The sequence below is a fragment of the Bacillus xiamenensis genome (genome assembly GCF_000300535.1).
GTDB classification, from domain to species: domain Bacteria; phylum Bacillota; class Bacilli; order Bacillales; family Bacillaceae; genus Bacillus; species Bacillus xiamenensis.
Genome location: NZ_AMSH01000010.1, coordinates 57,038 through 68,364, shown reverse-complemented (window position 1 = coordinate 68,364; position 11,327 = coordinate 57,038). Strand labels below are relative to the sequence as shown.

Annotated in this window: 12 protein-coding genes, 1 pseudogene and 1 riboswitch; of the genes and pseudogenes, 2 read left to right on the top strand and 11 right to left on the bottom strand. The window is 40.9% G+C overall.

Going from position 1 to position 11,327, the window contains the following annotated elements:
* The first annotated feature begins 63 nt into the window (after nucleotides 1-63).
* Nucleotides 64-447, top strand: coding sequence for an ImmA/IrrE family metallo-endopeptidase (locus BA1_RS05965; protein WP_008356708.1), 384 nt, complete (start codon nucleotides 64-66; stop codon nucleotides 445-447).
* Nucleotides 448-541: 94 nt separating this feature from the next.
* A pseudogene (locus BA1_RS19845) lies at nucleotides 542-1,695 on the top strand (site-specific integrase).
* A 78-nt stretch (nucleotides 1,696-1,773) separates the two neighbouring features.
* Here BA1_RS19845 and sufB read toward each other — a convergent pair.
* The 11 genes from sufB to BA1_RS05900 form a co-directional block, all read right to left on the bottom strand.
* Nucleotides 1,774-3,171 carry a Fe-S cluster assembly protein SufB gene (sufB, locus tag BA1_RS05945; RefSeq protein ID WP_008356703.1) on the bottom strand — a complete coding sequence of 466 codons (1,398 nt, stop codon included), beginning with the start codon at nucleotides 3,169-3,171 and terminating at the stop codon, nucleotides 1,774-1,776.
* Nucleotides 3,172-3,188: 17 nt separating this feature from the next.
* Nucleotides 3,189-3,635 carry a Fe-S cluster assembly sulfur transfer protein SufU gene (sufU, locus tag BA1_RS05940; protein ID WP_008356701.1) on the bottom strand — a complete coding sequence of 149 codons (447 nt, stop codon included), beginning with the start codon at nucleotides 3,633-3,635 and terminating at the stop codon, nucleotides 3,189-3,191.
* Complete coding sequence (locus tag BA1_RS05935; protein WP_008356699.1) at nucleotides 3,625-4,845, bottom strand: cysteine desulfurase; 1,221 nt, start codon at nucleotides 4,843-4,845, stop codon at nucleotides 3,625-3,627. The genes sufU and BA1_RS05935 overlap by 11 nt, the downstream gene beginning before the upstream one ends.
* Nucleotides 4,845-6,158: a Fe-S cluster assembly protein SufD gene (gene sufD, locus BA1_RS05930; protein WP_008356697.1), complete on the bottom strand. Its 1,314-nt coding sequence runs from the start codon at nucleotides 6,156-6,158 to the stop codon at nucleotides 4,845-4,847. Before sufD ends, BA1_RS05935 begins: the two co-directional genes overlap by 1 nt.
* A gap of 18 nt (nucleotides 6,159-6,176) precedes the next feature.
* Nucleotides 6,177-6,962: a Fe-S cluster assembly ATPase SufC gene (gene sufC / locus BA1_RS05925; RefSeq protein ID WP_008356695.1), complete on the bottom strand. Its 786-nt coding sequence runs from the start codon at nucleotides 6,960-6,962 to the stop codon at nucleotides 6,177-6,179.
* 210 nt (nucleotides 6,963-7,172) lie between these two features.
* Nucleotides 7,173-7,310 (bottom strand): YuzK family famiily protein, encoded by a 138-nt coding sequence (locus BA1_RS19275; RefSeq protein ID WP_008356693.1) that lies wholly within the window; start codon nucleotides 7,308-7,310, stop codon nucleotides 7,173-7,175.
* Between the two features lie 216 nt (nucleotides 7,311-7,526).
* Complete coding sequence (locus tag BA1_RS05920) at nucleotides 7,527-7,895, bottom strand: carboxymuconolactone decarboxylase family protein (RefSeq protein ID WP_003212803.1); 369 nt, start codon at nucleotides 7,893-7,895, stop codon at nucleotides 7,527-7,529.
* 104 nt (nucleotides 7,896-7,999) lie between these two features.
* Entirely contained in the window at nucleotides 8,000-8,821 is an 822-nt protein-coding gene (gene metQ, locus BA1_RS05915; protein WP_008356691.1) for a methionine ABC transporter substrate-binding lipoprotein MetQ, read from the bottom strand.
* A gap of 14 nt (nucleotides 8,822-8,835) precedes the next feature.
* Entirely contained in the window at nucleotides 8,836-9,504 is a 669-nt protein-coding gene (locus tag BA1_RS05910; RefSeq protein WP_008356688.1) for a methionine ABC transporter permease, read from the bottom strand.
* Nucleotides 9,497-10,522 (bottom strand): methionine ABC transporter ATP-binding protein, encoded by a 1,026-nt coding sequence (locus BA1_RS05905; RefSeq protein ID WP_008356686.1) that lies wholly within the window; start codon nucleotides 10,520-10,522, stop codon nucleotides 9,497-9,499. Before BA1_RS05905 ends, BA1_RS05910 begins: the two co-directional genes overlap by 8 nt.
* Before the next feature lie 155 nt (nucleotides 10,523-10,677).
* A riboswitch (SAM riboswitch) is annotated at nucleotides 10,678-10,786 on the bottom strand.
* Nucleotides 10,787-10,888: 102 nt separating this feature from the next.
* Nucleotides 10,889-11,230, bottom strand: a complete 342-nt coding sequence (locus BA1_RS05900; protein WP_008356684.1) for an SCP2 sterol-binding domain-containing protein — start codon at nucleotides 11,228-11,230, stop codon at nucleotides 10,889-10,891.
* Nucleotides 11,231-11,327: the final 97 nt, after the last annotated feature.

Genomic DNA, 11,327 nt, shown 5'->3' with positions numbered 1-11,327 from the left:
TGCAGTTGTTTTGAATCTGCAAAGCTTCGCTAAAAATATAGATAAGGGATGATATTTTACATCATGGGCGATATTACTAAAACTGTTTCAAAATTAAAAAGTAAATTTAAGTCATCTGATCCTTTTTTCATTGCAAACAAACTTAACATCATTACAATTCATGAAGATTTAGGGAATACCCTGGGATATTACAGCAAACATTTTCGCACAAAATTTATTCATATCAATGGAAAAGTAAGTGAAAAATGTGATTACTTTGTTTGCGCCCACGAACTAGGGCATGCTTTACTTCATAGTGAATCTAATACTCCTTTTTTAAAAAGAAACACTTTCTTTTCAACTGAAAAAATTGAACTGGAAGCAAACTTTTCCGCCATGCATTTACAGTTTTCTTCCGTTCAAAAGGGTATTACTTATTGTGAATTCAAAGAATATGGCATTCCGTAAGAACTTGTACAAAATTACCGCAGTATTTTTTTAAGTAAAGACCGAACAAACGTTCTTGAAAGGATCTGAAAATAAAAGTAGGGAGTGAACTATCTTGGCTAGTTTCAGACAACACGAAAACGGTACGTGGGAATATAGAATTAGATATAAAGATAAAAGAACGGAAAAGTATAAAGAGAAATCAAAAAGGGGATTTAAAACAAAAAAAGAAGCTAGGATCGCTGCGAAAAAAACGGCAAACAATCTTGCATATGTTGGTTTTGATTCAACAAACGAAACAGTCGGGGGGTACTTTCCCGTTTGGTTAGAAGTATATAAAAAACCATCCGTAAAAAAAACTACCTACTCTTTACAAGAAAGAACTATCAGAATCAATATTCTACCTAGATGAGAACATTATCGTTTAAGAGATATTGAACGAAATGAATATCAAAAATGGCTAAATGAATTGATTGAAAAATATAGCGAAGGAACTATAAGAAGAATCCACAGTATAATGAATTCAGCTTTAAATGAAGCTGTACATGATTTTAGAATCCTTCGAGAAAACCCGTTAATCAATATAAAAATACCTAAAAAGAAGGAGGAGAAAAAAGCATTAAAATTCTTCACTCTTTCACAAACTGAAAGATTTTTAAATCAAGTAAAAACACCTGTTAAGAATGCAAAATATTCACATTCAATTCAGTATTACGTCCTTTTCACTTTAATTGCAAGAACAGGTTTACGGATTGGAGAGGCTCTCTCGCATTAACATGGGATGATATAAATTTAAAAGATGGAGAGTTAACAGTTGATAAAACTCTTATATATCCCTTGAATACTCAACCTTACATTTCAACACCTAAAACACAATCTAGTTACAGAACAATAAAACTTGATGATCACACAGTATCGTTATTGAAAAAACACCGAGTTAACAGACACGAAATCGTTTTGATGTACACCAATTATGTTCAGCCGGAAAATAACATTGTGTTCTTTCAACATGAGGGCAAATGGTTAAAAACAAATGTTGTGAGAGAGTATTTTAAAGAGGCCTGTAAAAGGGCAAATCTTCCCGTTCTGTCTCCTCATGCTTTAAGACATAGCCATGCTGTACACCTTTTAGAAGCTGGCGTGAATATTAAATATGTATCAGAACGGTTAGGGCATTCTAGTATAAAAACAACCGCAGATAAGTATCTCCATGTCACCAAAAAAATTGAGGACCAAGCAATGGAAATGTATCTGCGGTATGTTCAATAATTAAATTTTGTGGGTGTTTTGTGGGTGCTTGATGAAAATGTAATGCCTAAACACCTTCAATCCCCGGTATATCAACGGTTAACCTATACTACCTTCCATTTCAAACTTAATCAAACGGTTCATTTCAACGGCATACTCCATTGGCAGTTCTTTTGTGAATGGTTCGATGAAGCCCATGACGATCATTTCTGTTGCTTCTTCTTCAGAAATTCCGCGGCTCATCAAGTAGAATAGCTGTTCTTCTGATACTTTTGATACTTTCGCTTCGTGCTCTAATGAAATGTTGTCGTTTAAGATTTCATTGTAAGGGATCGTATCAGATGTTGATTTGTTATCCATGATGAGTGTGTCACACTCGATGTTTGAGCGTGCGCCCTCTGCTTTGCGTCCGAAGTGTACGATTCCACGGTATGTGACTTTACCGCCTTGTTTGGAAATCGATTTCGATACGATCGTTGAAGATGTGTTTGGTGCAAGGTGAATCATTTTTGCACCTGCATCTTGGTGCTGACCTTTACCTGCTAGGGCAATACTTAATGTCATACCACGTGCGCCTTCACCTTTTAGGATGACCGCTGGGTATTTCATTGTCAGCTTAGAACCGATGTTTCCATCAATCCATTCCATTGTCGCATTCTCTTCACATACCGTACGTTTTGTGACAAGGTTGAAGACGTTGTTTGCCCAGTTTTGAATCGTTGTATAACGGCAGTAACCGCCTTTTTTGACGATGATTTCAACAACCGCACTATGAAGTGAGTTCGTTGTGTAAACTGGAGCTGTACAGCCTTCTACGTAATGCACATGTGCGCCTTCATCAACGATGATGAGTGTACGCTCAAACTGACCCATGTTTTCAGAGTTGATACGGAAGTATGCTTGAAGTGGTGTATCTACTTTTACGCCTTTTGGTACGTAGATAAATGAACCACCGGACCATACAGCCGAGTTGAGCGCAGCAAATTTGTTGTCAGTCGGAGGAATGACTTTTGCCCAGTGCTCGCGGAAGATGTCTTCGTTCTCTTTTAATGCGCTGTCTGTATCTTTAAAGACAATTCCTTGATCTTCAAGGTCTTGCTTCATGTTGTGGTAAACCACTTCAGATTCATACTGAGCCGATACACCCGCTAAATATTTTTGCTCTGCTTCTGGGATCCCAAGCTTATCAAAGGTTTGTTTGATTTCTTCTGGTACTTCATCCCAAGAACGCTCAGAGCGTTCTGATGGCTTTACGTAGTACGTAATTTCATCAAAGTTTAATGCATTTAAATCTCCGCCCCATTGTGGCATCGGCATGTTGTAAAAGTGCTCAAGAGATTTCAAACGGAAGTCGAGCATCCACTGAGGCTCTTCTTTCATACGAGAAATTTCTTCAACGATCTCTTTTGTCAGTCCGCGCTCTGAACGGAAAATGGAAACGTCTTTATCAGAAAAGCCGTATTTATATTCACCAACATCTGGCATTTTTTTAGCCATCCATTTTCACTCCAATCTTATGATTTGCCGTTATCTTCGGCAGATGCGCCTTTTTCAAGCGCCTTCCAGGATAATGTTGCACATTTGATACGTGCTGGGAATTTTGCGACTCCCTGCAGCGCCTCAATGTCACCAAGATCAATGGAATCGTCGTATTCTTTTCCTTGCATCATATCGGAGAAAATCCGAGACATTTTCAAAGCTGTTTCAATATCTTTCCCTTTAATCGCCTGCGTCATCATCGAGGCAGATGCCATTGAAATAGAGCATCCTTCTCCTTCAAATTTCGCATCAGTGACTTTTTTGTCTTCGATTTTCATCGTAAGACGAATGCGGTCACCACACGTTGGGTTGTTCATATCGACGACAATGCTGTCGTTTAACACACCTTTGTTTCTCGGATTTTTATAATGATCCATAATCACTTGTCTGTACAGTGTGTCTAAGTTTACATTAAAAGACATTCGTAAAATACTCCTTTGTCTTACGGAGCGCTGCAATGAGCCCGTCAATCTCCTCTTCTGTATTGTACAGATAGAAGCTTGCTCTTGCAGTCGCTGATACACCTAGCCATTTCATAAGCGGCTGTGCACAGTGATGTCCAGCACGAATGGCGACACCTTCCGTATCCAGAACAGTTGACGCATCATGTGGATGGACGTCGTCTAAGTTAAACGTCACAAGTCCAGCTCGGTGCTGCGGTCCATAAACCGTTGCACCTTCAAGCTCCTTAAAGCGCTCAAGCGCGTAAGTTGCAAGCTGATGCTCGTAGCGGCTGACTTCGTCCATTCCGATGTCATTTAAGAAATCAATCGCCTTTCCTAGTCCAACTGCTCCTGCAATAATCGGTGTTCCCGCTTCAAATTTCCACGGCAGCTCTTTCCATGTAGAATCATACAGATCCACAAAGTCGATCATTTCACCGCCAAACTCAGCAGGCTCCATATTATTCAAAAGGTCCTTCTTCCCGTAAAGAACACCGATGCCAGTCGGTCCACACATTTTATGCCCAGAGAAGGCGAAAAAGTCACAATCTAGATCCTGAACATCAATTTTCATGTGCGGGGTGCTTTGCGCACCATCGACGACGATAATTGCACCGTGATCGTGGGCAATCTTTGCGATGTCTTTAATCGGGTTGATGGTTCCTAGTACGTTTGAAACATGTGTGACAGCGACGATTTTCGTTTGATGTGTGATCGTTTGCTTCACATCTTCAAGCGATAGCGTGCCGTCTTCCTGTAACGGAATATATTTCAGCGTGGCTCCAGTTGCTTTCGCTGCCTGCTGCCAAGGGATGATATTCGCATGATGCTCCATGTGCGTAATGACAATCTCATCGCCTTCTTTAAGGTTTGCTCTTGCATAGCTGATCGCCACTGTATTCAGTGCGGTTGTTGTACCTCTAGTAAAAATAATCTCCTGGACAGAAGAAGCGCCAATGAATGCTCGAACTTTCTCTCTTGCACCCTCGTATGCGTCCGTTGCTCTTGTGCCAAGGGTATGAACACCCCGGTGGACGTTCGAGTTGTAAGACCGGTAATACTCATTCATTGCATCAATGACAACTCGTGGTTTTTGAGATGTCGCTGCACTGTCCAAATACACCAAATCATGTCCGTTCACTTGCTGATGAAGGATTGGAAACTGCTCACGAACGTCTTTGATATTCATTATTTTACTTTCCTTTCAATCACAGAAACGAGCTGCTTTTTAACTCCTTCAATCGGCAGTTCTTTAACAACTGGATTTAAGAAGCCATAAATGACAAGTCTTTCTGCCTCTTCTTTGGAAATTCCGCGGCTCATGAGGTAATAGAGTTGAATTGGATCGACACGTCCAACAGAAGCAGCGTGCCCTGCTGTGACATCATCCTCATCAATTAAAAGAATTGGGTTTGCGTCACCGCGTGCTTTCTCACTCAACATGAGGACACGTGATTCTTGCTCTGCATTTGACTTCGTAGCGCCATGCTCGATTTTACCAATTCCGTTAAAGATAGAGGATGCTTGATCCTTCATCACACCATGCTTCAAGATATACCCTTCAGAGTTTTTACCGAAGTGAATGATGCTTGTTGTAAAGTTTTCTGTTTGGTTTCCTCTGCCGACCACAACCGATTTCGTATCACCAAATGTGCCGTCGCCCATGAGCTTTGTGATGTTTTCAGACACAACGTCTCCATCATTCATAAGGCCAAGCGCCCATTCAATTTTACTATCACGGCCGTTTGCCATACCGCGTCTATTCACATAGACTGTCACACCTTCTGCAAGATTATCCACTGCACCGTATGTGATGCGAGCATTTGCTCCTGTGAACACTTCAGAGACGATATTGAAAATCGCTTCTTCCGGCTTAGCTGTACTGATGTAATTTTCTACATACGTCACAGCACTATGATCGTCTGCTACAACGATAACATGGTTGAACAAAGTTGTTTCGTCATGTTCATGAAGATAAACGGCTTGAATTGGTGCTTCAAGCTCTACGTTTTTCGGTACATAGAGGAAAGCTCCACCATTCACTAATGCAGCATGTAAAGCTGTTAGTTTATGCTCATCCACTTTCACTGCATCTGTCATGAAGTATTTCTTCACTAGCTCTCCATGCTCGCGAATCGCTGTATGGATATCCGTGAAGATCACGCCTTTGTCTTTTGCTTCAGTAGAAAGAGACAAGTATGCTGGCGTTTGATCGCGCTGAATGTAAACTGTTTTATCCGTGTCTTCTAGATCAATTAAAGATTTCACTTCTTCTGGAAGCTCTTCTAGTGATCCATATGGCGCACTTTCGACTGTATGCTGTTTGAAATTGGTTAAATTCCATTTTGAAATATTCGTTTTGTCAGGCTTTGGCATTGGGAGGTCTTCTGCTTTTTCAAGTGCCTGTAAGCGAAGGGAGCTCATCCATGCCGGTTCCTGATGCTTCTCGGAGAAGCTTTTGACATAATCTTGATCTACTGATAATTTCGTTTCTAATGTCATCAATAATCCTCCTAACGCTTACGCTTCTTGACCAACAGTTTCGTCTTCAATTCCTAACTCTTTTTTAATCCAGTCATAGCCTTCTGCTTCTAGACGCTGCGCGAGTTCTGGTCCGCCAGATTTCACGATACGTCCTTGCATCATGACATGAACGTGATCTGGTGTGATGTAGTTCAATAGACGCTGATAGTGAGTGATCATTAAGCAGCCGAAGCTTTCGCCGCGCATTTTATTAATTCCTTTAGAAACAACTTTCAGAGCATCGATATCAAGACCAGAATCGATTTCGTCAAGGATGGCGATCTTTGGTTCAATCATCATTAATTGAAGAATTTCGTTGCGTTTTTTCTCCCCGCCTGAGAAACCTTCGTTTAGGTAGCGCTGTGACATATCTGGGTCCATTTCAAGGAACTCCATGTTTTCGTCCATTTTACGGATGAATTTCATGAGAGAGATTTCATCGCCTTCTTCTCTGCGTGCGTTAATAGCCGAACGAAGGAAGTCTGCATTTGTCACACCACTAATTTCAGATGGATATTGCATGGCAAGGAAAAGACCCGCTTGAGCGCGCTCATCTACTTCCATTTCAAGTACATCTTCGCCATCAAGCAAAATGCTACCTTTTGTTACTTCATACTTAGGATGACCCATAATTGCAGCAGATAAAGTCGATTTACCTGTACCGTTTGGTCCCATTACTGCGTGGAATTCTCCACCTTTTATCTCTAGGTTTACACCCTTTAAGATTTCTTTCCCTTCAATCTCAACGTGCAAGTCCTTAATTGTTAATGTCGAAGCAGTCATATATCGATACCTCCAAAATAATCATTATTCTCAATTTATTCTCATTCTAATTTTATAACAAATTAAAAGTGAATACAACACATTCACGACAAGCGTGAGGGGTTGCTCTCAAAATTCTAACAAAAAATGCAGGTGGATAAAAGGAATTATGTCGAAAAGACTGTTTTCATAAAGAAAGGACGGGAAACTCTTCTCCCCGTCCTTTAGCTATTAATAGCCTCGTATATTCATTTTTGCGAGCTGCCTTTTCTCATCTCGATAGGACTGCTCTCGTTTAAGTTCTACTTTCATTCGTAAGTCATGGTCTCTTTCGTACTCTGCATAACTCATGCCATGAGATTGATGCATGGCCTTTTCCATCTCGGCGGTATAATCCAATCCCAGTGTACTCTGGTCCGAACAAATAATAAACCATTCCCTTCTTTCGAGTGTAGCTTCATTGTATCAAATGCATGCTGCTTCACTCAAAAAGGATATGACGCGGTATACTGGCATATTTTCTCACACACTCGGCTGAGAAGCACTCAACTCCCCTATATGGAAAAATACCATGTTTTTCTTCCTTTAATGCGTCTGTCCTCCAAATTCATCTATACATTGCTGAACAACTGTGATGCCTTGACTCAGTGCGGCACCTCCGCCGAACGCTGCCGCCACGCTGACAACCTCCAGCAAATTCTCTTCTGTTGCGCCTTGGTCGAGCGCTCCCTTTGTATGATAAATCATGCAATATTCATCCTGTGCATGAATGCTGATGCCAAGGGCAATCATTTGTTTTTCTTTTTGCGTTAATGAATCACTCTGGAAGCACTGCTCCGTAAATTCATTGAATTTCTTGCCAAACACCGGCATTTTCTTCTGAAATTCACCCATTGCCGTTTTATAATCCGTCAGTGATTGCTGCATCGAGCCGCTCATATGCTGTTCATTCATCTTCATTCCATCCCTTCAGGTCATTTGTTCGTTTTTATTATGAGCGAGATTTGAAAAAATACACAAAAAAACCTCGCTTTCATGAAAGCGAGGTTCACACGTCGTTATTCAGATACAGGCAATACTGCACCGTCATATTTTTTGTCGATAAATTCTTTGATTTTATCAGAGTGAAGAACTTCCATTAATGCCTTGATCTTTTCAGATTTTTCGTCACCTTTGCGAACAGCCACGATGTTTGCATATGGATTGTTCTTTGTTTGCTCAAGTTCAATAGCATCTTTTTTCGGATTCAATTTATTTTGGATCGCATAGTTTACGTTAATAAACACTGCATCGCCTTCACTGTTTTCATAAGCTTTCGCTGTTAGTTCAGGAGCGATTTTTTTGAATTTCAGGTTCTTCGGGTTTTCTTTGATGTTTTTGATTGTTGCGTTGATTGTATCAACTTTTGGATCAAGCTTGATCACACCAGCATTTTGCAATAGGGCAAGCATACGTCCTTGCTCAGCTACGTTGTTTGTCATGATGATCGTGCCGCCGTTTGGAATATCTTTTACTGATTTGTATTTCTTAGAGTAAATACCGAAAGGCTCAAGGTGAACTGCACCAGCACTTACTAGGTTGTAATCTTTGTTTGATTTATTTTCTTCGTTTAAGTAAGGAATATGCTGGAAAAAGTTCGCATCCACTTCTTTTTCAGCTAACGCTTTGTTGTACATTTTATAATCGCTAAGCACTTTTACTTTTAGATCATAGCCTTTTTCTTTTAGAAGTGGTTTTGCTTCTTCAAGAATCTCGGCATGTGGTGTTTTTGAAGCCGCAACCGTAATGGTTTTGCTTTCGCTTGCGTTATTAGATGAACCGCATGCAGCTAGAATACCTGCAAATGCTAGAAATAGTGCACTTAAAATCAATTTCTTCATGAATAAATCCTCCCTTAACGTTTATCAATTTTATTTGTAATCAAATCACCGATTATTTGAATAATAAAGACGATGATCAGAATAAACACAGTGGCTACAAGTGTGACATCTGTATTACCAGATTGGTATCCTTCTACATAGGCAAGGTCACCAAGTCCGCCTGCTCCAATTGCACCTGCAATCGCAGTAGAGCCAATCAGAGCAATCGCTGTTACGGTAATGCCTGAAATAAGGGCTGGCAGTGATTCTGGCAGCAACACTTTGAAAATAATGGTAGACGTTTTCGCTCCCATAGATCGTGCTGCTTCAATGACTCCTTTGTCTACTTCACGCAGTGCAATTTCAACAAGACGTGCGTAGAAAGGAGCTGATCCAATGACAAGGGCTGGTAACGCTGCATTTGGGCCTAAAATCGTGCCCATAATAAGTTTGGTAAACCCTAATAATAGAATGATTAAAATGATAAAAGGAATCGATCTGAAAATGTTGACGACTGCGCCGATGACAGCATTGATCGGTTTATTTTCCCAAAGACCGCCTTTACTTGTGAGAAAAAGCAATAGTCCAAGGATGATCCCGATCACAAAAGCAAACGCTAGTGCAATGAATGTCATATATACCGTTTCACCTGTTGCACTCCAGATGACATTTAGGTCAACGTTCGGAAACCATTTCTCAAACATGTGTCATCACCTCGATTTCAACCTGTTTGCTTTGGATATAGGCGATGGCTTTTTCAACTTCGTTCTCGTCTCCATGAATATGGATAAAGAGTGTTCCAAACGCGCCTTCCTGCGTTTGAGAAATCTTTCCTTGCAGGATGTTCACATCGACCTTGAAGGATCGAATGATTTCCGTGATCAGCGGCTGTTCGGCAGAATCTCCGATAAAGGACAACCGGACGACCTGACCTTCTTTTACTCGCTCTAGGACGTGCTCAATCGTTTCTTTCGCTTCTTCTGGTTCAGCAAGCTGTTTCACAAATCGCTTCGTCATTTCTTCTTTCGGCTGTCTGAAGACACGTAATACTTCGCCTTCTTCGACAATACGGCCATTCTCCATCACCGCCACACGGTGACAAATTTTGCGAATGACGTGCATTTCGTGTGTGATTAGCACAATGGTGAGTCCCAGTCGTTTATTAATATCGGCTAAAAGCTCAAGGATGGAATCCGTTGTTTGCGGATCAAGCGCAGAAGTGGCTTCATCACATAGTAAAACTTTTGGATCGTTCGCTAATGCTCTCGCAATCCCTACACGCTGCTTTTGCCCGCCGCTTAGCTGAGACGGATATGCATGTTCTTTTCCTTCTAAACCGACCAATTTAATGAGTTCGTCTGCACGAGCTCTCCGTTTTGATGCAGGTACACCTGCGATCTCGAGTGGGAACATAATATTTTGTCTCACTGTTCTTGACCAGAGCAAGTTAAAGTGCTGGAAAATCATGCTGATTTCTTGTCTTGCTTTCCGAAGTTTCGCATTCGATACTTCATTAATCCGGTTGCCTGCCACTTCAACGATTCCTTCTGTTGGCTGCTCCAGACCGTTTAATAGGCGAATAAGGGAGCTTTTCCCTGCGCCGCTATACCCGATAATTCCGAATATTTCACCTTTATCGATATCCAAGTTGACGTCTTTTACAGCATCAACATTTCCGCTTTTTGAATGATACGTTTTTGATACATTCTGTAAATGGATCACAGTCTGTTCACCTGCTTTCTTGCTGAATCTATAGGTTGCCATCACATACGTTCATTTATTCTTCGTGCTGTCGTGACTCTAGCCAGACGCCAGGTCAGTAAAAAAGACCTAACTGCAACGCAAGCAGAAAGGCCTTTTATTTCAAATACGCCTTTCTCTCATCTTTCAAAGCGTTGCGGCTTTGAGTGAATTGGCACCAATTTCAGCTATGCTGACGGTTGCCGGGTTTCATAGGGCACGTCCCTCCACCTCTCTTAATAAGAGAAAATATGTTGTTTTATGTGATGTTCATGTTTTTACTAACGTAGAATATCATGCTATTTGAGATATGTCAACGCTGTAAATCACTAATTTCCAAGTAAACGACTAAGTTATCATTTTTCGAAAAAAACCGTTCGTCAGCCAAAGGACTGCTTCTAATCTCAGAAGCGCACGAAACGAGCCTTTCACCTTCACTTGTCCCCTGCTGATAAGCTGCTGCAAGGACATGTCTCCATCTAATAATTGAAGAATTTCTTTCCTCTCACCATAAAAGATGAGATCTGATAACTCAATTGCAGGCAGTTTCTTCACTTCACCACGCTCATCCACAATCAAAGTACAAGAATCAGTTTCCGCCTCAAATGTAATCTTCAAGGATGATGATGAAAGCAGCGGCTTTAAAAGCAATCGCTGCCCTACGTTTCCATGGGCTTTCACATTTTCCACATGTATAACCTCCCTGTCATTTGGTTATACATAACATTTCTCTACAAACCTCAGCTTGTCCTTTATAAATAACTCGACAAATTTTCAAATGAATTGC

Excerpts from the sequence above, each read along its gene's own strand:
- BA1_RS05965 (WP_008356708.1), top strand. The coding sequence starts at position 64 with ATGGGCGATATTACTAAAACTGTTTCAAAATTAAAAAGTAAATTTAAG.
- sufB (WP_008356703.1), bottom strand. The coding sequence starts at position 3,171 with ATGGCTAAAAAAATGCCAGATGTTGGTGAATATAAATACGGCTTTTCT.
- sufU (WP_008356701.1), bottom strand. The coding sequence starts at position 3,635 with ATGTCTTTTAATGTAAACTTAGACACACTGTACAGACAAGTGATTATG.
- BA1_RS05935 (WP_008356699.1), bottom strand. The coding sequence starts at position 4,845 with ATGAATATCAAAGACGTTCGTGAGCAGTTTCCAATCCTTCATCAGCAA.
- sufD (WP_008356697.1), bottom strand. The coding sequence starts at position 6,158 with ATGACATTAGAAACGAAATTATCAGTAGATCAAGATTATGTCAAAAGC.
- sufC (WP_008356695.1), bottom strand. The coding sequence starts at position 6,962 with ATGACTGCTTCGACATTAACAATTAAGGACTTGCACGTTGAGATTGAA.
- BA1_RS19275 (WP_008356693.1), bottom strand. The coding sequence starts at position 7,310 with ATGCATCAATCTCATGGCATGAGTTATGCAGAGTACGAAAGAGACCAT.
- BA1_RS05920 (WP_003212803.1), bottom strand. The coding sequence starts at position 7,895 with ATGAATGAACAGCATATGAGCGGCTCGATGCAGCAATCACTGACGGAT.
- metQ (WP_008356691.1), bottom strand. The coding sequence starts at position 8,821 with ATGAAGAAATTGATTTTAAGTGCACTATTTCTAGCATTTGCAGGTATT.
- BA1_RS05910 (WP_008356688.1), bottom strand. The coding sequence starts at position 9,504 with ATGTTTGAGAAATGGTTTCCGAACGTTGACCTAAATGTCATCTGGAGT.